The organism is Lichenibacterium minor, assembly GCF_004137685.1.
Taxonomy (GTDB): Bacteria; Pseudomonadota; Alphaproteobacteria; order Rhizobiales; family Beijerinckiaceae; genus Lichenihabitans; species Lichenihabitans minor.
The window spans coordinates 29965-52194 of record NZ_QYBB01000008.1 but is presented as its reverse complement, the minus strand read 5'-3'; the positions used below and the strand labels follow the sequence as shown (position 1 = coordinate 52194).

Genomic DNA, 22230 nt, shown 5'->3' with positions numbered 1-22230 from the left:
CGTGCCGAAACGCAAGGTTTCCGCCGTGTCGCTCGCGGGGGCCGCCCCGGTGGCGCGCGGGCACGAGGACGCCACGCCGGAGCGCCTCGCCCGGGCGCGGGAGGACGGCGACGCGGCCGTCGACCGCGCCGGCGTGCGCCGCATCGGCGACCCCTTCGACGCGCTACGCAGCCGCAACCTGCTCGACCGGCTCGACATCGCCGCCAACGAGACGCTGTGGCACGCCGGCGACCGGCTGCGCCGGCACTGGCACCTGTCGCGGCTCGGCGCGCTGACGGCCGTCGATCTCGCCCGGCCCTGCGTGGACGGGGGCGGCGGCGGTTCGGGCGGCCCGGGTGAAGCCGCCCAGCGCCACCGCGACGCGTTCCGCCGCGCCGTGGACGCGGTCGGGCCGCGGCTGATGCCCTACGTCGCGGGCGTGGTCATCGCCGGGGCGCCGGTGGCGAGCCTGCGCGGCCTGGTGGGCGACAGCGCCCACGCCCGAACCGCCGACGCCTTGGCGCTGGAGCGGCTGCGCGAAGGCCTGCACCGGCTGTGCGAGCTGTGGCGCATGCGCCCCGAAGCGCGGCCGCTGCCCATCGCGAGCTGGCGCGCGGCCGGCGCGGAAGCGGTTCCCGACCCGGACGCGAGGGGGTAGAACGGCCTCCGCACGGGGGCGGGGGAAGCGGCTTGGCGGAAAAGATCCTGTTCGTGGCGCCGCGCATGATCGGCGACGCCGTGATGGCCTCGGGCGTGCTCGACCGCCTCGTCGCGACCCGGCCCGGCGCCCGCGTCACCGTGGCGGCGGCGCCGGAAGCCGCGGACCTGTTCACCCACATGCCGGGCCTCCACCGCTTGATCGCGGTGCGCAAGCGCCGGGACCACGCCCATTGGCTGGCGCTCTGGGCCGAGGTGGTGGGCACCCGCTGGGACCTGGCGATCGACCTGAAGGGCTCGGGCCTGCCCTACGCCGTGTGGGCCCGGCGGCGCTTCGTGCGGCGGCCGATGCCGGGCCTGCGGCTCTTCGAGCAGCATGCGGCCCTGCTCGGGCTCGACCCCGCGCCGCTCCCGGTGGCCTGGACCGGCCCGGCCGAGCGCGCCCGCGCCGCGGCCCTGATCCCCGACGGCCCGCCGGTCGTGGCGCTGTGCCCGACGGCGAGCTGGGCCCCGAAGATGTGGCCGGCGGAGCGCTTCGCCGCGCTGTTCCGGCGCTTGGCCGGCGACGCGCTGCCCGGCGCCCGCGCGGCGGTGTTCGGCGGCCCCGGCGCCCGCGAGCGTCAGGGCGCGGCGCCGCTGCTCGCCGCGCTGCCGGGCGCGATCGACCTCGTCGGCGCCCTGACGCTGCCGGAAGTGGCGGCCTGCCTGGCGCGCTGCGCGCTGGCGGTGAGCAACGATTCCGGCCTCATGCACATCGCCGCCGCGACCGGCGTGCCCACGCTCGGCCTGCGGGCGCATTTCCCCGATCAGGCGGCGCGGGTGCGGCCCGCCGGCCGCGCGGCCGGCTGGGTGCTGCGCGACGGCGACGACATGGCGGCGATCGGCGTGGACGACGCCGAGGAAGGGTGCCGGAAGGTGCTGGCGATGGCCGGGTGAGCGCCCGTCAGCGCGGCGCGCCGAGGTCGTCGCCCTCGTAGAGTTCGTCCGTCGGCGGGGCGACGGCGCGGAGCCTGCCGGCCCGGCGTCCCCTCGGGGGGGCGATGGACGGCGCGTCCTCGGCGTAGAGCCCGCCGTCGCCATCGACGTCCTGGCCGTAGCGGGTCCGGTCGTAGCGCGCGAGGCCGGGGGTGGTGTCGGCCGGTTCGGCGATGCCGGCGTCGTCGCCCTCGATGACCACCCGCGTGTTGCCGAGCCCTTCGGCCTTCACCAGCGCGAAGAGTTCCGCGGCATGGGGGCGCGACAGCCGCACGCAGCCGTGCGACGCCGGACGGCCGAGCGCCGCCACGTGCCCCGTGCCATGGATGGCGTGGCCCATGCCGGTGAAGAAGATGGAATAGGGCATGGGAGCGTCGTCCCATTCCCGCGAAAAGTGATCGCGATCAAGGCGCATGGGCTGGAAGGAGCCGCTCGGCGTGTCATGGTCGGCCACGCCGGTCGACACCGGCCAGGAATACCGATCCTGCCCGTCCACCGCCACGGTCATGCGCTGGGCCGCCTTGTCGACCGTGACCAGGACGTCGGCGGAGGCCGCGGCCGGCAGCAGGGCCGCGCCGGCGAGGGCGGAGATGAGAAGGGTCGTCAAGCGGCGCATCGTCGTCCATGACCGGCTCAGAGGGCAGACGTCGGACGCGCCGCGGCGTGACCCGTCAGAGTCTGCAGGTGTATCGGACTCGGGCCCGAATGCACCCTGAAAACGTCGAGGGCGTCCCCCTCGGTTCCGGCGAACGGGGCATGCCGTCACGAATTCCCATGCCGGGCGACGGGATTGCCGGCGCATCTCCGTCGCGCCGCACGCGCGGCGGCGCGCGTTCGCGCCGGCCAGCGGTCGCGGTGTTCGACCGCCGACACCGGTGACGAAAGATCCTCCAGGGCGGCCGGCACGACGAGGCCGTCCACCGCGCGCCGCGGCCGGCGGCTCAGCCGGCGCGGGCGAAGCGCGGTTCCGGCGTGCCGATCGGCGACGGGTGGAGCGAGAAGCGGCGGTGGATGCCGCGGCCGGCCCGCTTGGCCTCGTAGAGGGCCATGTCGGCCTTGCGCTGGAGATCCGCGCAATCCGAGCCGTCCTCGGGCGAGCAGGCGAAGCCGACGCTGATGCCGACCCGCATCGGCGGCAGTCCGGGCAGCAGGAAGGGCCCGTCGGCGACGGCCCGGATGAGGGTGTCCGCGAGCTTGCCGCCTTCGGCCGGGGACAGGCGCCGCGCGATCACGACGAACTCGTCGCCGCCGAGCCGGCACACGAGGTCGGTCGGCCGCGTGGCCCCCCGGAGGCGATCCGCGACCGCGCTCAGGATGAGGTCGCCCACCGGGTGGCCGAAGGAATCGTTGATCGGCTTGAAGCCGTCGAGGTCGAGGTAGAACATGATGAAGTCTTCGCGCCCGCCGGCATATTCGGCGTCGAGCCGCTTCATCAGGCCGAAGCGGTTGAGAAGGCCCGTCAGAGCGTCGTGGCGCGCGTGGCGGCTGCTGTCGTGCTCGGCCTGGATGTTGGCCATCGCCATGACCTGGATGCGGGCCACGACGGCGTTCACCCCGTAAAGGAACAGCGGGATCTGGGCCAGCAGCACCAGCATCCACCTGTCGCCCCACAGCATGGCGGCCGACAGGAAGGGCAGCTCGCACAGGCACACGAGCAGCATGGCGTAGCGGGGGGCGCCGAAGTTGCGGGCCGAGATCGGACCGACGAGGGCCATCGTGCTCGTCGCGGCGAGCAGGCTGAGCGTCGGGTTGCCGCCGCGCACCGCTTCGAAGGCGATGGCCCCCTGGAGCGCGCACCAGCAGATGGCCGTCACGAGGTAGAGGTCGGTCGGGGTCGTGGCGCCGGCCCGGGCCCGCCCGACGGCGTGCTGCACCACGACGATCCTCAGGACCGACAGGGCGAGGTCGAAGACGATGAAGGCCGTGAAGACGCTCCCCCCGAGCATCGCGAGGGCGAGCACGTTGAACAGCAGCCCGTTGATCACGCCGACGATGATGGCCTTCGGAGACCCGAAGATTTCGCCGAGCAGCCGCGTGCGGATCTCGGCCGGGACGTGGCGACCGGGGTCGGTCAGCCAGCGCAGCGCCGCGAGGCGGGGCGGCGTGAAGGCGTTGCGCGTGGCTGGCATGTCCGACTCCCCGAGCGTGAAGGGATGACAAAGCCGGATAAAGGCGGCCTTAACGGGCGATGGGCGGCTTCCCGGCCGCCCCCGCGTCCACGGCCGCCGGGGCGTGGAGGGGAACCCCCGGCGCCTTGACGGCCTGCCGTCCCCGGCGCACCTCGGGGCGAGGCGGCGCGGGGCCGGGCAGGAGGGCGCCATGGCGTTCAGGTCGATCTATTCCCATGGATTCCTGCGCGTGGCGGCCTGCACGGTCGAGACCGCCATCGCCGAGCCGGCCCGCAACGCCGAAGCCATCCTGGGCGCCGCCCGGGACTGCGATCGGTCCGGCGTCGGGCTCGCGGTCTTCCCGGAGCTGTCCGTTTCGGGCTACGCGCTCGAGGACCTGTTCCTGCAGCAGGCCCTGCACGAGGCGGTCGGGGCGGCGCTCGACGCCATCGTCGAAGGCTCGCGGGACCTGCTGCCGGTGCTCGTCGTCGGGGCGCCGCTGCGCCACCGCCACCGGCTCTACAACACCGCGGTGGTGATCCACCGCGGCGCCGTCCTGGGCGTCGTGCCGAAGAGCTTCCTGCCGAACTATCGCGAGTTCTACGAGAAGCGGCACTTCGCCGCCGGCGCCGGCCTGCGCGGCGAAACGATCCGCGCGGGCTCGGCCGAGGCCCCCTTCGGCACCGACCTGCTGTTCGAAGCCCGGGACCTGCCCGGCTTCGTGCTGGGCGTGGAGGTGTGCGAGGACATGTGGGTGCCGGCGCCGCCGGCCAACGCCCTGGCGCTGGCCGGCGCCACCGTGCTGGCGAACCTCAGCGGCAGCCCCATCACGGTCGGCCGGGCGCGCAGCCGCGAGCTGCTGTGCCGGGCCAGCTCCGCGCGGCTGCTCGCCGCCTACGTCTACGCGGCGGCGGGCGCGGGCGAGTCGACCACCGACCTGTCGTGGGACGGGCAGACCGTCATCCACGAGAACGCCGTGCTGCTCGCCGAAGGGGAGCGTTTCGCCGCCGGCGGGCAGGTGACCGTCGCCGACGTGGACCTCGACCTCCTCCGCCAGGAGCGGCTGTCGACGGGGTCCTTCGACGACGCCGCGCGGGCCGCGGCGGCGGCCGCCTTCCGCACCGTGCCGTTCCGCCTCGACCCGCCGGCGGGCGACATCGGCTTCCGCCGCCGGGTCGAGCGCTTCCCCTTCGTGCCCTCCGACCGCGCCCTCCTGGCCCAGGACTGCTACGAGGCCTACAACATCCAGGTCGCGGGGCTGAAGCAGCGGCTGCGGGCCATCGGGGTGGAGCGCATCACCATCGGCGTGTCGGGCGGGCTCGATTCCACCCACGCGCTCATCGTCGCCGCCAAGGCCTTCGACCTGTCGGGCCTGCCGCGGGCGAACATCCTCGCCTACACGATGCCGGGCTTCGCCACCGGCGCGGACACGAAGGCCAACGCCCACCGGCTGATGGCGGCGCTGGGCGTCACCGCCCACGAGCTCGACATCCGCCCCGCCGCCGAGCAGATGCTGCGCGACCTCGGCCACCCCTATGCCGATGGCGAGGCGCAGTACGACGTGACGTTCGAGAACGTGCAGGCCGGCCTGCGCACCGACTACCTGTTCCGCCTCGCCAATCATCAGAATGCGATCGTGCTCGGCACCGGCGACCTGTCCGAGCTGGCCCTCGGCTGGTGCACCTACGGCGTCGGCGATCAGATGAGCCACTACAACGTCAACGCCGGCGTGCCGAAGACGCTGATCCAGCACCTGATCCGCTGGGTCGTGTCGAGCCGGCAGCTCGACCGGGCCGCGGACGAAACGCTGCTGTCGATCCTCGACACCGAGATCTCGCCCGAACTCGTCCCCGTCGAGGCCGGGTCGAAGCCGCAGAGCACGGAGGAGCGCGTCGGCCCCTACGAGCTGCAGGACTTCAACCTGTTCTACACGCTGCGCTACGGCTTCAAGCCGTCGAAGATCGCCTTCCTGAGCCTGATGGCGTGGGGCGACGTCGACGACGGCGGGTGGCCGGAGGGCTTTCCGGAGGAGCGGCGCCGGGCCCACGACCTCGCGCAGATCCGGAGATGGCTGCGCGTCTTCGTGCACCGCTTCTTCGGCTTCAGCCAGTTCAAGCGCTCGGCGCTGCCCAATGGGCCGAAGGTGTCGGCGGGGGGAGCGCTGTCGCCGCGCGGCGACTGGCGCGCGCCCAGCGACGGCAACGCGCGCCTGTGGCTGGAGGAGCTGGAGCGGAACGTGCCGGAAGGGTGAGCCCCGTCGCAGGGTTCGACCCTACGGCCGGGCCGCAGCGTCCGCCGGATCCCGAGATCGGCGCTGTTCCATACCGAGGCGCGTCGACTCGGCTCTCGTTCGCGAATCCCTCAGAGTTTCAGCGCGGCTCGAACCTTGATCTTCTTGGGATGAGGATTGCGGCCTGGACTTGTGACGGTGCTTGGCGATGTTGATGGACAGCCGCTTGATCGTGTCGCGGCTTCAGCGAGAAGGGTGGGAGCTGATCCGCACGCGCGGGTCACACCATGTTTTCCGTCGTCCCGGCTGCGCCGACTTGGTCGTCGTTCCCCACCCCAGGAAGGATTTTCCGGTGGGCACCGCAAGGAACATCCATCGTGCTGCCGGACGGCCCGTGGCTTGATTACGCCGCAACGTGGAAAGCGCGAGCGGGTGAGGGCACTGCGATGACGAACGCAGCGTCGGCGAAAGACTCGACCCAGTGAGCATCACACCGAAGGACAGAAAGATCGCGCGGCTGCGGGATCGCGCTCATCTCAGCCGCCGCCGTCTCGAGCCATAGCCCCAGCGCTTCCTCGGCCGTGACGAAGACGTCGTCGATCGTATCCGAGGCAGAAAAACAGCCGGAAGCATCGGGAAAGGTGACCCCGTAGGCACTGCCGGCGTCATGATGCACGATCCCGATATAGGGCTTCATCTCGCTGCCTCTCGCACCGGATTCGAACTTATCGTGCGCGCCGAGCGGTGCAAGGGCGCGTGTTCCCCGACACACCTCGACGATGGCGATGTCTGTCCCTGGATCGCCTTTCGAAGAGAGTGCCGAGCGCCACATCACCTCCATCGACTCCGATCGACGGACGGTGGCGTGCGACGGGGATGCGCCCCAGGAGGCCAGTACAGGGAGCGCCGTATCTCGGCGGCGACATGCAGACCATCTCCGCGCGGTCGATCGACGGGGACGGACCCCGGATGAAGGCCAGCGCACATCGCCATCCGGCGCGCACGCCCCGACCGCGCATCGTGCCGCCCGATGAGGCGCCGCCATTGCTCTACACGACCGCTGTACGTACCAGATCGAGATTGTCGCGGACACACGACGCCGTGGCGCATAAGCGATGCGTGATGGCGGAAGAGAGTGGGGGTCGAACCCACCAAGAACCGGCTCGCAGCCCTTCCCGGATTTGAAGTCCGGACGTCCCACCGGGGAGCGTTTCTCCTCCACGCACGCCGGCCCGGGCCGGCGTCGCGATAGCGTGATTCTAGCGCGAGGCCCGCGCGCGTCCACCCGTCACTCGGCCGCGTCGCGCTTGCCGGCGCCGAAGCGGTTGACGATGTAGTCGTCGACGAGCTGCTTGAACTCGGCCGCGATGTTGGCGCCGCGCAGGGTGAGGGCCTTCTGCCCGTCGATGAACACGGGCGCCGCCGGGGTTTCGCCGGTGCCGGGGAGCGAGATGCCGATGTCGGCGTGCTTGGACTCGCCCGGACCGTTGACGATGCAGCCCATGACGGCGACGTTGAGGTTCTCGACCCCGGGGAACCGCGTCTTCCATTCCGGCATGGACTGGACGATGTAGCCCTGGATGTCGCGGGCCAGCTCCTGGAACGTCGTCGAGGTGGTGCGGCCGCAGCCCGGGCAGGCGGCGACGAGCGGCACGAAGGTGCGGAACCCCATGGTCTGCAGGATCTCCTGCGCGACCTTGACCTCGACCGAGCGGTCGCCGCCCGGCTCGGGGGTGAGGGACACCCGGATCGTGTCGCCGATGCCGTCCTGCAGCAGGATGCCGAGCGCCGCCGACGAGGCCACGATGCCCTTCGACCCCATGCCGGCCTCGGTCAGGCCGAGGTGGATGGCGTAATCGGTGCGCGACGCCAGCGTCTGGTAGACGGCGATCAGGTCCTGCACGGCCGAAACCTTGGCGGACAGGATGATGCGGTCCTTCGACAGGCCGATCTCCTCCGCGCGCTCCGCCGAATACAGCGCCGAGCGCACCATGGCCTCGCGGGTGACGGCGCGCGCCTCCACGGGGTTGGGCGAACGGGCGTTCTGGTCCATCAGGCTGGTGAGCAGCTCGCCGTCGAGCGAGCCCCAGTTGGCGCCGATGCGGACCGCCTTGCCGTAGCGGATCGCGGTCTCGACGATGGCCGAGAACTGCTTGTCCTTCTTGTCCTTGAACCCGACGTTGCCGGGGTTGATCCGATACTTGGCCAGCGCTTCGGCGCAGGCCGGGTGGTCGGCGAGGAGCTTATGGCCGATGTAGTGGAAATCCCCGACCAGCGGCACGTCGCAGCCGATGCGGTCGAGCCGCTCGCGGATCTTCGGCACCGCCGCCGCCGCCTCGTCGCGGTCGACCGTGATGCGGACGAGTTCGGAGCCCGCGCGTGCCAATGCGGCGACCTGCCGGACGGTGCCGTCGATGTCCGCCGTGTCGGTGTTGGTCATGGACTGGACCACGACCGGGGCGCCGCCGCCGACCGTGACGTGGCCGACCTTCACCGCCACGGTTTGGCGCCTCGGCGAGGGGCCGGCGCGGCCGTCGGGGATGGTCGAGGTTGCCTCGGACATGGGAGGCGCGTCTCCGCTGATCGTCATGCCGCACTCAATGGTGGGGAAAGGCGACGAGGTCAAGACGAAGGGCCGCCTGGGGCGGAAGCGCGGCGGCCCGGCCAGCGTGGTCCCGTCGCGCCGCCTTCCGCCTCGCCCGTTCGGGCGGGGCCGCAAAGATTCACCGTCGGCCCGCGCGATTCCAACCCGGGATGGTGGTATAGAGCGCGCGCCGGATCGGGCCCGACCGCCGGCGGACACCTGCGAACGACCGGAAGCGCGCCGCCATGCACCCGACCGATCCGAAGCCGCTCGGCGACTATTTCAAGGAAGGCCTCGATGCCCGCCTCGACGCCCGGGCGCTCCACGACAACCCTTACGCGGCGGGCAGCGCCAAGCGGCGCGAATGGCACGCGGGCTTCTGCGCCACCGTGAAGCCCGAGGACGCCGTCGACCCCGACCCCGACGAGGGCCCGACGCCCGCGACCTGAGCCGGGCGGACGTCGGCGGCGGTTCACGCCTTCTTGGCGCGCTCCATGGCCTGACGGATGAGGTCCTTGGCCTCGTCGGCGCCGACCCACTTGATGATCTTCACCCACTTGCCGGGCTCGAGGTCCTTGTAGTGGGCGAAGAAATGCTCGATCTGCTCCAGCGTGATCTGCGGCAGGTCACTGTATTCTTTGATCTTCTCATAGCGCTTGGTGAGCTTGGTCACCGGCACGGCGATGATCTTCTCGTCGCCGCCGCCCTCGTCTTCCATCAGCAGGGCGCCGACGGGACGGCAGGCCATCATGGCGCCCGGCACGATCTCGCGCGTGTTGGCTACGATGACGTCGCAGGGGTCGCCGTCGTCCGACAGCGTGTGCGGGATGAAGCCGTAGTTGCCCGGATAGCGCATGGACGTGTGGAGGAACCGGTCCACCATCAGGATGCCGGCCTCCTTGTCGAGCTCGTACTTGATCGGCTCGCCGCCGATCGGCACTTCGATGATGACGTTGATCTCGTCGGGAGGGTTCTTGCCGATCGCGATGGCGTCGAGGTTCACGGGGCGTCTCCGGTGTTTCTTCGGTCCAGGGTCCCGCGCCGGGGGCACAGGAAGCGCGACCGCTCATAGACGACGGGAGCGGCGCGGCAAAGTCTCAATCGAAGGCGATGCGCCCGCGCATCGCTCCGTCGAAGCCGATGCGCCCGCGCATCGCTCAGTCGAAGCCGAAGGCGATGCGCCCGCGCATCTCCTGGCCGAAGCGCTCCTCGGCGCGGCGGACGATGCGGCCGCCCAGCCGGAGGTAGAAGGAGGTGGCGCGCTCGTTGTCGGCCAGCGCCCAAACCAGGCACGTCTCGTAGCCGTGCTCGCCGAGGTCCTTGCGGGCCGCCTGGAACAGCCGCCGGCCGAAGCCCATGCCCTGGTATTCGGGGGCGAGGTAGAGCTCGAAGATCTCGCCCCGGTAGGGCAGGGCGGGCACGCGGTTGCGGCCGTAGCTGGTGTAGCCGCTGATGCGGTCGTCGAAGTCGAGGACGGACAGGCGGCTGCCGTTGCGGATGGCCTTGAGCCACCACGCCGGGCCGCGCCGCGCCACCATCTTGTCGAGTTCACGGCCCGGGATGATGCCGCGGTAGGCGTCGAGCCAAGCCGCGTCGTGGACGGCCGCGATGGCGTTCGCGTCGCCGGTCCGTGCCCCCCGGATCGTGATCAGAGTCTCGGCCATGCGCGATGGTATGACCGGGGTCACCCGTCGCGCAAGGGCCCAGATGGGGTGGTGTCACCGCGGCTGTTGGGCGCGGCGGCCGTCGCCGCGGGGGCGGTCCGTCCCCTGGGCGGCGGGGCGCGACGCGTCCCGCGGGCGGTTCTGCGCGGGGGCGCCGTCGCGCGGCCGGGCCGGGCCGGCGTTGGGGCGCGGCGCGCCTTCGGCGCCGTGCCGTCCCGTGCCGCTCCCGGGCTGCCCGGGGCGGCCCTGCGCCTGCGGCTTGCCGCCCTGGCCCGGGCGGCCCCGCACGGCGCGCGGGTCCCGATAGGGCACCTCGGCCTGGGTCGGGGCCGACACGCTGCCGAGCTTGCCTTCCACCACGGGCACCTTCTGGCGGATCAGCCGCTCGACGTCGCGCAGGAAGGAGCGCTCGTCCTCGCCGCAGAGCGAGATGGCCGAGCCGTCCGCGCCCGCGCGGGCGGTGCGGCCGATGCGGTGGACGTAGGTTTCCGAGATGTTGGGGATGTCGAAGTTGATGACGTGGCTGACGCCGTCGACGTCGATGCCGCGGGCCGCGATGTCGGTGGCGACGAGCAGGCGCGACGACCCCGACTTGAAGGCCGCGAGCGCCCGCTCGCGGGCGTTCTGGGACTTGTTGCCGTGGATGGCGTCGGCCTTGAAGCCGGAAGCGTTGAGGTACTTCACCACCTTGTCGGCGCCGTGCTTCGTGCGGGTGAAGACCAGCGCGCGGCTGATCGTGTCGTCGGCGAGCAGGCCGTGCAGCATGGCCTGCTTGTCGCGCGTCGGGCAGAAGATCACGCTTTGGCGGATGCGCTCGGCGGTGGACGACACCGGAGCCACGGCGACCTCGACCGGGTTGCTCAGCAGGTTCGACGCCAGCTTGGCGATGGCGGGCGGCATGGTGGCGGAGAAGAACAGGCTTTGCCGCTTCTTCGGCAGCAGGCTGACGATCTTCTGGATGTCGCGCATGAAGCCCAGGTCGAGCATGCGGTCGGCCTCGTCGAGCACGAACACGCCGACCTCGTCGAGCGTCAGGGCGCGCTGGTTCAGGAGGTCGATCAGGCGGCCGGGCGTGGCCACCACGATGTCGACGCCGGGCGCGCAGGCGCGGATCTGCCGGCCCACCGGCACGCCGCCGAAGACCAGCGTGGTCGAGAAGCGCAGGAACTTGGCGTAGGCGATGATGTTCGCCTCGATCTGGCTCGCCAGCTCGCGGGTCGGCGACAGCACCAGCACGCGGCAGGCGCGGGGCTTCGGGCGGGCGTCGGACATCATCAGGCGGCCGAGGATCGGCAGCGAGAAGGCGGCGGTCTTGCCGGTGCCGGTCTGGGCGATGCCGAGCAGGTCGCGGCCGGCCAGCACGTGCGGGATGGCGCCGGCCTGGATGGGGGTGGGGGTCTCGTAGCCCTCGGCGGTCAACGCCTGGAGGATCGGCGCGGGGAGGCCGAGATCGGAAAATGTCGTCAAAGTGTCCTGACTTTTCGTTCGAACTGCGCCGCGAGCCTCCAGGCGCGCTTCAAAGGGTGAAGCCGCCATCGTCCGGAGCAGGGCGCGAAAAGGCCGGTAACGGGAAACTCCCACTCCGGGGTGGGAGGAGCATGGGCGCGACGGGCGCGCACCATGTGTCCGGCTGACACCCATATGACCGTGTTGCGCTGCGAAATCAACAGCGCGCCGGGCGCCTTCGGCCGGCAAGGACGCTCGCCGTGCATCGAAAGGCGGTGTTCGCGCGTCCACGAAGGCGCGCTGGAGGGATCGACATGGCTGCTGTGAACCGGGACGCGAGGCGCGACGGGCCGGCCGAGCGGGCCGCGGCCGTCGTTCCGCCCCCCGCGGGGCGGGCTTTCCGCTTCGTCGTGGTGACGCTTCTGGCGTTGTGCACCGCGGCGCTCGCCGCCATCGCGGTCGTGGCGGCGCTGATCTACCTGCACCTGCAGACGATCGACGTGGCGTCCTTGAAATCGGACATCGCCGGCGTGAAGGCCGAAACGGCGGGCTTCCACGCCGACGTGGCGAAGCAGATGGCCGCGATGGGCAAGGGCCTGTCCGACACCGCCAACGAGGTGAACTCGGCGACGCTGGAACTCAACGACATCGCGCTGAGCCTGCACAAGAAGCCGTGAGCGGCCGTCCCGGCCGCCTCCGCTCGCCACCGTCCCGGGCGGCGGGCCGCGGCTCGAAGCCCCGCGACCCGGCCTCGCGCAACGCCGTCAGGGCTGGCGCGTCGCCACGAGGTCGAGGTCGACCGCGACGTCGAGCGCGACGTAGTCGCCCGACGTCCACGCCCCCTGGCCGACGCCGAAATCCGTTCGCACCAGCTTGGCGTGGCCGACCGCGTGGGCCTGGTCGCCCGTGAGCGTCAGGGTGAAGGGCAGCACGACGTCCTTCGCGGTGCCGCGCAGCGTCAGCTTTCCGGTCGTCTCGTAGGCGTCGCCGCCCTTCGGCGCGAAGCCCGCGGCGTCGAAGGTGGCGGTGGTGAACGAGGAAGCGTCGAACCAGTCGGGCGTCGGCAGGGCCTCGTCCTTCTGGGGGTCGTCGGTGCTGGCGCTCGCGGTGTCGACCTTGACGGAAACGCGGCCGGCCTCGGGGTGGGCGGGGTCGAAGTCGATCGCCGCCGTCCAGGTCTTGAAGCGGCCCGAGAAGGGCGTGCCGGTCTGGGAGCCGGTGAAGCCGAGGCGGCTCTTCGCCGGGTCCACCGTCCAGGTCGCCGCCTGGGCCGCGCCGGCGCCGATCAGCAGGGCCGCGGCGGCCATCGATGTGCAACGCATCATGGGGAACTCTCCGGTCGGGGCCGGCCGAGCCACGGCAGGCCGGGGATCATGCGGCGCAGCACGCCGTCGCGCAGCACGAGGTGGTGGCGCAGGGCCGCGCCGGCGTGGAGCAGGACGAGCGCGATCAGCGCGTAGCCCCCCCAGGCGTGGAGGTCGGCGAGGACCGGCGAGGCCTGGGCCTTGGTCCAGCCGAACCAGGCCGTGACGGGGATGTGGGGCCAGGGGATCCGGCCGTAGAGCACGGTGGGGATGTTCAGCGGCGAAGCGGACACCAGCGCCCAGCCGACCAGCGGCATGCCGATCATCAGGCCGTAGAGCAGGACGTGGGTACCCCCGGCGGCGCCCTTCTCCCAGCCCGGCATGTCGCCGGGCAGGGGCGGGGGCCGGTGCGTGAACCGCCACAGCAGCCGCAGCGCGGCGGCGAGCAGGATGGTGATGCCGACCGACTTGTGGAGCTGGAAGAGGGCGAACTTCTGCGCGGGCGGGATCGGCGCATGCGTCATGGCGAGGCCCATGACGAGCATGGCGATGATGCCCAGGCCGATCGTCCAGTGCAGGGCGATCGCCACCCAGGTGAAGCGGGGCGAGGCGCCGGTGGGGCGGACGGCGGATGCGGTCAAGGCGGGCCTCCCGGTGGCGAGCCGATCGCGGCCGGATGGCCCGGTCGCGCGACGATGCCCTTCGAAACGAGGGGCCGGAAACGAGGGGCGGCTTCGGCACCCCGAAAGCGGGCCGCGCCGGCGCCGTCCGTCCCCGGCCGCGTGCGGCCGGGGACGGGGGTCGCGGGTGTTACTTGGCCTTCTCGAAGGCGGCGTCGATGTCGATCGCGACGGCGTCGCTGATCATCGGCGCATAGGTCTTCACGCCGAACTCGGTGCGCATGATCTGCCCGCGCGCCTCGAAGCCGCTGGTGTAGTGCTTGTTCACCGGGTTGGTGCCGGCGGCGTTGAACTTCACGTGCAGGACGAGGGGCTTGGTCACGCCGTGCAGGGTGAAGTCGCCCGTCACGTCGGCGGTGTCGGCGCCGGTCTTGGCGACCTTGGTGGACTTGAAGGTGATCTGCGGGAACTTGGCGGCGTCGAGCCACTGGGCGCCTTCGAGCTCCTCCTTCAGCTTGGCGTTGGGCACGGCGACGCTGTCGGTCGCGATGGTGATGTCGACCTTGGAAGCGTCGGGGTGGGCCGGATCGAGCACCAGCGTGCCCGACACCTTGCGGAACTCGCCGTCGTACTTGGTGAAGCCGAAATGCGTCACGTCGAACCGCACGCGGGTGTGCTCGGGCTCGATCGCGTAGCTGCCGGCCTCGGCCTTGGCGGGATCCGTGACGGCCTGGGCGAAGGCCGGGGCGGCGGCGGTGGCCAGGAGGGCGGCGAGGGCGAGGGTGGTCTTCATGGGAAGGAGTCTCTGAACCTGGCGGGGCGGACGCTTCGCCGCGCATGCCCCTGTCTAGAACCGCCGGCACCGCCGGAAAACCCGCAAAACATGCGGCTGAACCATCGACATCTTCGATAGGTCAGGCGGATTCGAGGCAGGCGAGCGTGCCGCCCTCGGGCGCGAGGCCGCGGATGTGGCGGCGGTGCCAGAGCGCGAAGAACAGCAGCCGCCACGCCAGCAGCCGGTGCGCCTTGTCGGCGCTGGCGAACACGCGGCGTACCACGTCGGGCCGGCACAGCTCCGCGACGCCCGGCTCGCGGGCCACGAGTTCGCCCAGGCGCGCGCCGTCCCGCGCGATCCATTCGCCGACCGGCACCGTGAAGCCGAGCTTGCGGGCGAAGGGCTTCGCGGCCGGGTTGGCGTCGGCGAGCCAGCGGCGCAGCAGGTACTTGCCCTGGCGGCCGCGCAGCTTCAGCCCGTTCGGCAGGGCGAAGCCGAAATCCGCGACGCTCCGGTCGAGCAGCGGCGTGCGGCCCTCGAGGCCCCAGTGCATCAGGCAGCGATCCAGCGCCACCAGCACGGAATGGGGGAGCCAGTCGGCGAAGTCGAGCGCCTGGGCGCGCTGCAGCCGGTTGAAGCCGCGGGTCGCCGCCTCGGCCTCGGCGGCCGCGATGCCGTCGCGCCATCCGCTCAGCGCGGGCACGAACAGGTCGAGCCCGTCGCAGGGTCCCTTGCGGCGGCGCGGCCGCCCCCCGAGCCATCGCGGCAGGGCTTGCCGCCGGTAGCGGCTGTAGCCGGCGAAGATCTCGTCGCCCCCGACCCCGCACAGGACCACCTTCACGTCGCGGGCGGCGCGCTCGGCGAGCAGGAAGTTCGGCACCACCGCGTAATCGGCCACGGGGTCGTCCAGGCAGGCGGCGATCTCGGGCAGGCGGGCGAAGAAGGTGTCGGCCGTGATGGGCAGCTCGGTGTGGCGGGCGCCGGCGGCCCGCGCCAGGGCGGCGGCGGTTTCGCGCTCGTCGTGCACGCCCGTCTCGGGGAAGGCCGCCGTGTAGGACCGCACCGGCTCGGCGCCGCGCCGCGCCATGGCGGTCAGCACGGCCGACGAATCGATGCCGCTCGACAGGAACAGCCCGTAGGGCACGTCCGCGCGCTCGTGCACCGCCACCGCGTCCATGACGATGCGGTCGACCTCCGCCAGCGCCGCGGGCTCGCGCGTGCGCCGCACGGTTTCGGGCAGCGCCGCGGGCCCGTGCCGGCGTTCGACGATGCGGCCCCCCTCGACCACCAGGATCTCGCCCGGCATCACGCGCGAGATGCCGGCGAAGATCGTGTCGCGCCCGGTGGTGAACTGCAGCTGCAGCAGCTCGTGCGCCGCTTCGGGCCGGATCGCGACCGCGTTGCGGCCGGAAGCTTCGCGCCGCGCCGCCACGATGGCCTGCGGCTCGGACGCGAAGGCGAGCCCGTCCGGCTCCTCGGCGTAATACAGCTGCTTGATGCCGAACGGGTCGCGCGCCAGCACGGTGCGGCCCCGCGCCGGGTCGTGCAGCGCCAGGGCGAACATGCCGCGCACGTCCTTCAGGAAATCGAGGCCGTGGCGGTCGTAGAGGGCGAGCAGGGGCTCGCAGTCGCCCGCGGTGCGCCATTCGGTGCCGGCCAGGGCGGCGCGCAGCTCGACGTAGTTATAGATCTCGCCGTTGACCACCAGCGCCCGGCCGGCCCGGTCGAACAGCGGCTGGTCGCCCGTGGCGAGGTCGATGATGGCCAGGCGCTCGTGGCGGAAGCCGACGTCGCCGTTCCGATACTCGGCGTGTCCGTCCGGGCCGCGGTGCGCCAGCGCCCGGCCCATCGCGGCCAGGCGCGCCGCCGGCACCGCGGCGCCGTCCCGCATCAACATGCCCGATATGCCGCACATGGACCCTCCCCGCGCCGTCGAGGCCGCCACGGGTAGCCGAGCACGGCACGCGGCGCAAACCGGCCCCGACAGGGCGGACCGGAAAGCCGGCGCCGTCGGCGTGTCGCCCGCGCGACCGCTTCAGAACGTGATGGTCGTCCGCAGCCCCAGCACCAGCGCGTCGCCGGTGACGCGACCGGCGGGGCCGACATGGCCGCCGGCCGGGTCGATCACGTATTGGACGTCGGGCTGGACCTGCACGCCCTTCGCCAGCTGGGCCTGGTAGGTGACCTCGAAGCTCTTCTCCGCCCTGCCGAGCCGCACCTCGGTGCGGCCGAGCCCGTCGAGCGACGTCGCCGAAGTCTGCGCCACCGCGAAGCCGATCCCCACCCCGTCGTCCGGCCGGCCGAAGGGCCCGGAATACACCAGGCCGCCGTCCGCGAAGGCGGACACGACGTTGCGGTCGGAGGGGGCCGCCATGACGCGGAGGAAGGCGCTGAACCCGCTGTCCTCCCCGGCCGCGCCGCGCGTCAGGCGGTGGTCCGCGACCGCGTAGAAGCTGAAGTTGTGGCGCACGATGTCGGGCAGGGTTTCGAACAGGTCGGCGCCCGTCCGGCCCGTCCCGCCCCGCGTCACCCCGCCGTCGCGGTACCAGCCGCCGACCTTGTAGGTCCCGGGCAGCTCGGTTTCGCCCCGCCCGGTCTGGAACTGCAGCTCCGCAATGGCGAGCAGGCCGTCGTCCTGCGACACGGCGCTGGTCGAGGCCGCGCCGCCCGCCCCGCGCGTGTCGGCCTGGCTGCCGCGGTACAACCCCGCCAGCGCGTCCCAGCCGGGCGCCAGCCGGGCGTGGGCGCGCACCGCCGCGTCGGACGGGATGGGGCCGCCGTTCGGCAGGTCCTTGTAGGGCAGCGTGGGCCAGCCGAAGGAACCGTTCATGAAGACGTCGGCGCTGTCGGCGATCAGGAACTCCTCGTCGACGCTCATGCGGCCGGCCCGGACGTCGAAGCTCCCCCCGAAGCTCTGCTGGAGCCAGGCCTCGTAGAGCCCGCTGTCCCGCTTGTTCTCGAGGTCGCTGACCACGTCGAAGTTGCCGATATCCTGCGCCGACAGGCCGGGCCCGCCGTGGATCTGGAACACGCTGACGTTGGCGCTGGCACCCTTCAGCCCGGCGAGCCTGTCCAGGTCGACGCCGACCGCGACGGAGAACAGCCCCTCGTAGATGGCGCCCTGGCGGCGGCCGCCGGTCGGGTTGCCCAGCACCTCGCTGGTTTCGGACGCGTCGAAGGTGACGCCGTAGCGTTCGAAGAAGGGCCTCACGCCGTGGATGTCGCCGAGGACGCCCTCCGTGCCGGTGGCCTTGCCCTTGCCGTGGCCGGTGCCGGCGGGGGCGCGGTCCTCGCCGTCGGGCGCTTCGCCGCCCTCGTCCTTGTCGTCGTCGGCCTCGACGGCTGCGGGCTTGGCGGGGGCCGGCTTGGCGGAAGCCGCGGATGGCGCCGCGGACGCCCGCGGCACGCCGTCGAAGGACCACGACAGGAGCGCGATCGGCACGAGCAGGCTCGAAACATACGGTCTGATCGTCAATGAACCGGCTCGACCTGTCCCCTCGATGCGGGCGATGAACGCGAAAAGGGCGACGGAAGTGTGAACTCCCGCCGCCGTGGCATGGACAGGCCGCGCCGTCGTCCGTTCAGCCGAGCGCGATCCTGGCCAGATGCTCGATGGAGCTGCCGGCGAGCGTCGCCGCCGGGAGGACGCCGTCGATGCCGAGCGCCCGGCGCGCCCCGTCCTCGTCGGCGATCCGGATGCGGTCCTTCGGCTTCGCCGCCCTGCGGCCGAAGAAGAAGGAGGCACCGTGACGGTCGGCAGAGCTGGGGGGCGCGATGAATGTCACGGCGGTCGACTCCGGGACGACGGCGGAGCCGTCGCGTTTACGGTTCCTCAATGCTTGCCGCCGCGTTTCGGTTCGGGGCGGCCGGCGAAATCATGCGGCCGTCCAACCGCCGTCCATCGACAGGTTGGCGCCGGTGATCTGGGACGCGGCGTCGGAAGCGAGGTAGACGGCGAGCGACGCCACCTGTTCCACCGTGACGAACTGCTTCGTCGGCTGGGCCGCCAGCACCACGTCGCGGATGACCTGCTCCTCCGTCATGTTGCGGGCCTTCATCGTGTCGGGGATCTGCCGCTCGACGAGGGGGGTCCACACGTAGCCGGGCGAGATGCAGTTGACCGTGACGCCGTGGGTGGCGAGCTCCAGCGCGGCGGTCTTGGTCAGGCCCGCGATGCCGTGCTTGGCCGCCACGTAGGCCGACTTGAAGGGCGAGGCCACGAGCGAATGCGCCGAAGCGGTGTTGACGATGCGCCCCCATCGGCGAGCCTTCATGCCGGGGATCGCGGCCCGCATCGTGTGGAAGGCCGAGCTGAGGTTGATGGCGATGATGGCGTCCCAGGCGTCGACCGGGAAGTCCTCGATCGGCGACACGCGCTGGATGCCGGCGTTGTTGACCAGGATGTCGACGCTGCCGAGCTTCTCCTCGGCTTCGGCCACCATGGCGGCGATCTCGGCGGGCTTGGCCATGTCGGCGGGCGAATACAGCACCGCCGTGCCGAACTCGGCGGCGAGGCCGGCGCGGGTCGCCTCGATGGCGGCGGGGTCGCCGAAGCCGTTGAGCATCACCCCCGCCCCCTCCTTCGCCAGCGCGCGCGCCACCGCGAGGCCGATGCCGCTGGTCGAACCCGTGACGAGGGCGTTGCGGGACGTGAGGGACATGGCGGGGCTCCGGGCGGCCGATGGGGGCCGGCCATCCTTACAGGGGAACGCCCCCGCCTGCGACCTCAGGTCGGCGTCGAGGCCGCGACCTCGTGGAGCGTGAGGTCGCGGGAACCGAGGCCGAGCGAGGGCCAGGCGGCGCGCCACGCGGCGAGGTGGGAGCTCGCGAAATGCGCGTCGAGCGCGGCGCGGTCGTCCCACATCTCCGCCACGCGGATCAGGCCGGGGTCGAGCAGGTCCTCGGCATAGGAATAGCCGCGGCAGCCCGGCTCGGCCCGGCTCGCCGCGATCATCCGCTCCATGACGGGGCGGGCGGCGGCGAGGTTGTCCGGCGGCAGACGCACCGTCCCCACGATCAGAAGCATCGCCGTCCTCCCCCGACGGATCGTGAAGGGAGGCTCATCGCAGACGGACGGGGACCTCCGGGCGTCTTCGATGGGCATCCGGAAACCAACGCGATCCCGTCACAAACTCTGACGGCGGCGGCCCGCCGTGCTAGGCATCGCGCTTCCGCCGGATTGCGAGGGTCGCCACCATGCCGTTGAAGCCGACGCGGCTGCCCGCCGAGGAGGAGCGCTTCGAAGTCCGCTTCATCATGCGCGAAGGCGAGGAGGAGGTCGACTGCTTCGTCGACGAATCCGCCATCGAGGACCTCGACGGCGGCGAGGACGATGCCCTCGTCGAGCGCTTCGGGCGCCACCGCGCCCTGTTCGAGGCCATCGCGAGCTGGCTCCACGACGAGGGGGAGATTCCCCGCGTCGAGCTGCACCACGTGGTGCAGTTCCGGGAGCGGTGAACCGCCCCGTCGTCCCGGGCCCAGGGCCCGGGACGGCATCGCCGGGGGAGCGTTTCGCGGCCCGCCCTCACACCGGCGACGGGTTCCGCTCGGCGAAGCCCGCCTGGTGCCAGTAGGGGTAGGCGGCCGGCCTGGCGGAGGCCTCGTCGAGGCGCTTCACCTGGTCGGGCGTCAGCGTCCAGCCGACCGCGCCGAGGTTCTGGCGGAGCTGCTCCTCGTTGCGGGCCCCGACGATCACCGACGACACCGTCGGGCGGCCGAGCACCCAGTTCAGCGCCACCTGGGGCACGCTCTTGCCCGTCTCCTGCGCGACGGCGTCGAGCGCGTCCACGACCCTGTAGACGTAGTCGTCGTCGAGCGGCGGGCCGGCATCGGCGGTCTTGTGCAGGCGGCTGCCCTCGGGGAGGGGCGTGCCGCGGCGGATCTTGCCGGTGAGCCGGCCCCAGCCGAGCGGGCTCCAGACCACGGCGCCGAGCCCCTGGTCGAGCCCCAGCGGCATCAGCTCCCACTCGTAGTCGCGGCCCACCAGCGAATAATAGGTCTGGTTGGCGACGTAGCGCGGATACCCGTGCTTGTCGGCCGCGGCGAGCGACTTCATCACGTGCCAGCCCGAAAAGTTCGACACGCCGACGTAGCGGATCTTGCCCGCGCGCACGAGGCCGTCGAGCGTCGACAGCACCTCCTCGACGGGCGTCAGCGCGTCGAAGCCGTGGAGCTGGAACAGGTCGATGTAGTCGGTGCCGAGGCGCTTCAGCTGCTTCTCGACGCTCGAAACGAGGTGGTAGCGCGACGAGCCGACCTGGTTCGGGGCGTCGCCGGCCCGGAACGTCGCCTTGGTGGAGATGATGAGCGAATCGCGCGGGCGGCCCGCGATGGCGCCGCCCAGCACCTCCTCGGCGCCCCCGGCCGAGTAGATGTCGGCGGTGTCGAACATGTTGAGCCCGGCATCGAGGCAGATGTCGATCAGCCGCTTGGCTTCGGCGACGTCGGTCGAGCCCCACGCCCCGAAGAACTCGCCCCGGCCCGCGAACGTCCCCGTCCCGAAGCTCAGGGCCGGCACGGTGAAGCCCGAGGCCCCCAATCGGCGGTATTCCATGGCGATGCTCCTGCGTGGCCTATCGTCGGACAACGCCGCCGGGTCCCGCCCGGGTCCCGCCCGGCCGCGGGAGCATGGACAGGCGGCGGGCCGCCCGGCATGACGTGTCGGCCCCGGGGTTCGGCCCCGACCCATCACCGACCGAAAGCCCGCACCCCGTGAAGATCACGCAGCTCACCCACCACGACCTCGACGGTTACGGCGCTTCCACGGTCGCGGGGACCCGCGCGGCGATCGCGCGCGTGATCCACGTGTCGCGGTATTCCGACGTCGGCCCCGTGGTGGCGGCCGAGCTGAAGCGGCTGGGGGGCGCGGCCGAGCCCGAGACGATCCTGATGACGGACCTCGGCCTCGAGCCCGTGGCGGTCAGCTTCATCAAGGACTTCGTCGCCGCCAACGCCAAGCGCGCGCCCGAGCGCCGCCACCGCCTCGTCGTGCTCGACCACCACGCGTCCTCGCTGGACCGGCTGGCGGAACAGGGGCTGGTGCCGGCCGAGGCGGACCCCGCGTCGCCCTGGCCGGGCCTCAAGAGCATCGCGACGGGCGACCCCGCCGTCACGGTGCTGATCGACGACACGCGCTGCGCGACGCGCCTCGCCGCCGACCACGCCGACCTGTACGCCACCCACGACACCGACCCCGCCGTCGCCGGCACGCTGGCGGTGCTGATCGAGGCCGTCGACGCCGTCGACCTGTGGAAGAAGGACCGGCCGATCTTCCGCCAGGCACAGGTGCTCGACGAGGTGTTCTGGGACAACGTGACGGGCTTCGTGCCGCTCGGCCACCCGTGGCACGACCGCTTCATCGGCGACCTGCTCCTCGGCATGGCGGACCGGCTCGGCGGCGGGGCGACGCCGGCCGCCATCGAGCGTGACGCCGGCACGCTCAGGGCCCGCATCGTCGACGAGGCGCTGTCGGGCCGCGCGAACGACGACCCGGACGCCACCACGCGCACCCGCATCGCGTCGCTGCTGGCCGTGTCGCCGGAGCTGTTCGCGCGGCTGCCCGGGGGCGCGAAACTGTCCTTCGGGCTCGACGCGGGCACGTTCCAGCGCGTGTCGGACGTGGTGATGACGAGCCGCGACGCCGCGCTGGTGATCAACGTCGGGCGCTCGGGCAACATGTCGTTCCGCTCGAACGACGGCACGGCGCTCGACGCGGCCCGGAAGTTCCGCGGCGGCGGCCACCGGGACGCCGCGGGCGGGCGCCTCACCAGCGGCGCCGTGGCGTCGCTGGAGGATGCCGTCAGCCAGGTGGTGCCGCTGCTCGACCCGCCTAAGGCCGATCCCGCGTCGAGCCCCTTCGCGGAGCTGCGCGGCCTGAAGCTTTGATCGC

The 22230-nt window shown here is 72.2% G+C and carries 24 protein-coding genes and 1 tRNA gene; 8 read left to right on the top strand and 17 right to left on the bottom strand.

The window, feature by feature from the left end:
• Position 1 precedes the first annotated feature (1 nt).
• Entirely contained in the window at positions 2-637 is a 636-nt protein-coding gene (locus tag D3273_RS09235; protein WP_129225718.1) for a hypothetical protein, read from the top strand.
• Positions 638-669: 32 nt separating this feature from the next.
• Positions 670-1572, top strand: coding sequence for a glycosyltransferase family 9 protein (locus tag D3273_RS09230; protein ID WP_207210749.1), 903 nt, complete (start codon positions 670-672; stop codon positions 1570-1572).
• A gap of 7 nt (positions 1573-1579) precedes the next feature.
• Here the strand turns inward: D3273_RS09230 and D3273_RS09225 are convergent, their stop codons facing one another.
• Entirely contained in the window at positions 1580-2218 is a 639-nt protein-coding gene (locus D3273_RS09225) for a L,D-transpeptidase (protein WP_428977764.1), read from the bottom strand.
• Between the two features lie 334 nt (positions 2219-2552).
• Complete coding sequence (locus D3273_RS09220) at positions 2553-3740, bottom strand: GGDEF domain-containing protein (protein ID WP_165359436.1); 1188 nt, start codon at positions 3738-3740, stop codon at positions 2553-2555.
• Positions 3741-3930: 190 nt separating this feature from the next.
• On the opposite strand from D3273_RS09220, the gene D3273_RS09215 reads away from it, so the two are divergent.
• Both D3273_RS09215 and D3273_RS09210 read left to right on the top strand, forming a co-directional pair.
• Positions 3931-5970 carry an NAD(+) synthase gene (locus D3273_RS09215; RefSeq protein WP_129225712.1) on the top strand — a complete coding sequence of 680 codons (2040 nt, stop codon included), beginning with the start codon at positions 3931-3933 and terminating at the stop codon, positions 5968-5970.
• A 187-nt stretch (positions 5971-6157) separates the two neighbouring features.
• On the top strand, positions 6158-6352 hold the full coding sequence (locus tag D3273_RS09210; protein ID WP_129225710.1) for a type II toxin-antitoxin system HicA family toxin: 195 nt from the start codon (positions 6158-6160) through the stop codon (positions 6350-6352).
• On the opposite strand, the gene D3273_RS09205 is transcribed toward D3273_RS09210, so the two are convergent.
• The 3 genes from D3273_RS09205 to ispG all read right to left on the bottom strand — a co-directional run bounded on the left by D3273_RS09205 (position 6353) and on the right by ispG (position 8512).
• A complete protein-coding gene (locus D3273_RS09205) occupies positions 6353-6790 on the bottom strand; it encodes a type II toxin-antitoxin system HicB family antitoxin (RefSeq protein WP_245501083.1) in 438 nt (145 codons plus the stop codon).
• Between the two features lie 282 nt (positions 6791-7072).
• Positions 7073-7169 (bottom strand) — tRNA-Sec (locus D3273_RS28185).
• A gap of 68 nt (positions 7170-7237) precedes the next feature.
• Positions 7238-8512, bottom strand: a complete 1275-nt coding sequence (gene ispG / locus D3273_RS09200; protein ID WP_245501082.1) for a flavodoxin-dependent (E)-4-hydroxy-3-methylbut-2-enyl-diphosphate synthase — start codon at positions 8510-8512, stop codon at positions 7238-7240.
• A gap of 266 nt (positions 8513-8778) precedes the next feature.
• Between ispG and D3273_RS09195 the strand changes: the two genes are divergently transcribed.
• Positions 8779-8982 (top strand): hypothetical protein, encoded by a 204-nt coding sequence (locus D3273_RS09195; protein ID WP_129225706.1) that lies wholly within the window; start codon positions 8779-8781, stop codon positions 8980-8982.
• Positions 8983-9005: 23 nt separating this feature from the next.
• On the opposite strand, the gene ppa is transcribed toward D3273_RS09195, so the two are convergent.
• From ppa to D3273_RS09180, 3 genes are all read right to left on the bottom strand, one after another.
• Positions 9006-9536 carry an inorganic diphosphatase gene (ppa, locus tag D3273_RS09190; RefSeq protein WP_129225704.1) on the bottom strand — a complete coding sequence of 177 codons (531 nt, stop codon included), beginning with the start codon at positions 9534-9536 and terminating at the stop codon, positions 9006-9008.
• A 154-nt stretch (positions 9537-9690) separates the two neighbouring features.
• Entirely contained in the window at positions 9691-10197 is a 507-nt protein-coding gene (locus D3273_RS09185) for a GNAT family N-acetyltransferase (RefSeq protein WP_129225702.1), read from the bottom strand.
• A 54-nt stretch (positions 10198-10251) separates the two neighbouring features.
• Positions 10252-11664: a DEAD/DEAH box helicase gene (locus D3273_RS09180; protein WP_129225700.1), complete on the bottom strand. Its 1413-nt coding sequence runs from the start codon at positions 11662-11664 to the stop codon at positions 10252-10254.
• Between the two features lie 293 nt (positions 11665-11957).
• Between D3273_RS09180 and D3273_RS09175 the strand changes: the two genes are divergently transcribed.
• Entirely contained in the window at positions 11958-12320 is a 363-nt protein-coding gene (locus D3273_RS09175; RefSeq protein WP_129225698.1) for a hypothetical protein, read from the top strand.
• Positions 12321-12407: 87 nt separating this feature from the next.
• Here D3273_RS09175 and D3273_RS09170 read toward each other — a convergent pair whose 3' ends face one another.
• The 8 genes from D3273_RS09170 to D3273_RS09140 form a co-directional block, all read right to left on the bottom strand.
• A complete protein-coding gene (locus D3273_RS09170) occupies positions 12408-12968 on the bottom strand; it encodes a YceI family protein (RefSeq protein ID WP_245501081.1) in 561 nt (186 codons plus the stop codon).
• Positions 12965-13588: a cytochrome b gene (locus D3273_RS09165; protein ID WP_245501080.1), complete on the bottom strand. Its 624-nt coding sequence runs from the start codon at positions 13586-13588 to the stop codon at positions 12965-12967. Before D3273_RS09165 ends, D3273_RS09170 begins: the two co-directional genes overlap by 4 nt.
• Positions 13589-13757: 169 nt before the next feature.
• The gene (locus D3273_RS09160; RefSeq protein WP_129225696.1) at positions 13758-14360 is read right to left on the bottom strand and encodes a YceI family protein; all 603 of its coding nucleotides are present in this window, start codon (positions 14358-14360) and stop codon (positions 13758-13760) included.
• A 121-nt stretch (positions 14361-14481) separates the two neighbouring features.
• Entirely contained in the window at positions 14482-16257 is a 1776-nt protein-coding gene (asnB, locus tag D3273_RS09155; protein WP_129225694.1) for an asparagine synthase (glutamine-hydrolyzing), read from the bottom strand.
• Positions 16258-16377: 120 nt separating this feature from the next.
• Positions 16378-17817: a carbohydrate porin gene (locus tag D3273_RS09150; RefSeq protein WP_165359435.1), complete on the bottom strand. Its 1440-nt coding sequence runs from the start codon at positions 17815-17817 to the stop codon at positions 16378-16380.
• Positions 17818-17923: 106 nt separating this feature from the next.
• Entirely contained in the window at positions 17924-18127 is a 204-nt protein-coding gene (locus D3273_RS28180) for a hypothetical protein (protein WP_165359434.1), read from the bottom strand.
• 90 nt (positions 18128-18217) lie between these two features.
• On the bottom strand, positions 18218-19003 hold the full coding sequence (locus tag D3273_RS09145; protein ID WP_129225691.1) for a 3-hydroxybutyrate dehydrogenase: 786 nt from the start codon (positions 19001-19003) through the stop codon (positions 18218-18220).
• 65 nt (positions 19004-19068) lie between these two features.
• A complete protein-coding gene (locus D3273_RS09140) occupies positions 19069-19368 on the bottom strand; it encodes a putative quinol monooxygenase (RefSeq protein ID WP_129225689.1) in 300 nt (99 codons plus the stop codon).
• A 170-nt stretch (positions 19369-19538) separates the two neighbouring features.
• Here D3273_RS09140 and D3273_RS09135 point away from each other — a divergent pair, with 170 nt between their 5' ends.
• Positions 19539-19799 carry a DUF1488 family protein gene (locus tag D3273_RS09135; protein ID WP_129225687.1) on the top strand — a complete coding sequence of 87 codons (261 nt, stop codon included), beginning with the start codon at positions 19539-19541 and terminating at the stop codon, positions 19797-19799.
• Positions 19800-19866: 67 nt separating this feature from the next.
• Here D3273_RS09135 and D3273_RS09130 read toward each other — a convergent pair whose 3' ends face one another.
• Positions 19867-20895 carry an aldo/keto reductase gene (locus tag D3273_RS09130; RefSeq protein WP_129225685.1) on the bottom strand — a complete coding sequence of 343 codons (1029 nt, stop codon included), beginning with the start codon at positions 20893-20895 and terminating at the stop codon, positions 19867-19869.
• 158 nt (positions 20896-21053) lie between these two features.
• On the opposite strand from D3273_RS09130, the gene D3273_RS09125 reads away from it, so the two are divergent.
• Positions 21054-22226: a dimethylmenaquinone methyltransferase gene (locus tag D3273_RS09125; protein ID WP_129225683.1), complete on the top strand. Its 1173-nt coding sequence runs from the start codon at positions 21054-21056 to the stop codon at positions 22224-22226.
• The last annotated feature ends 4 nt before the right edge of the window (positions 22227-22230 follow it).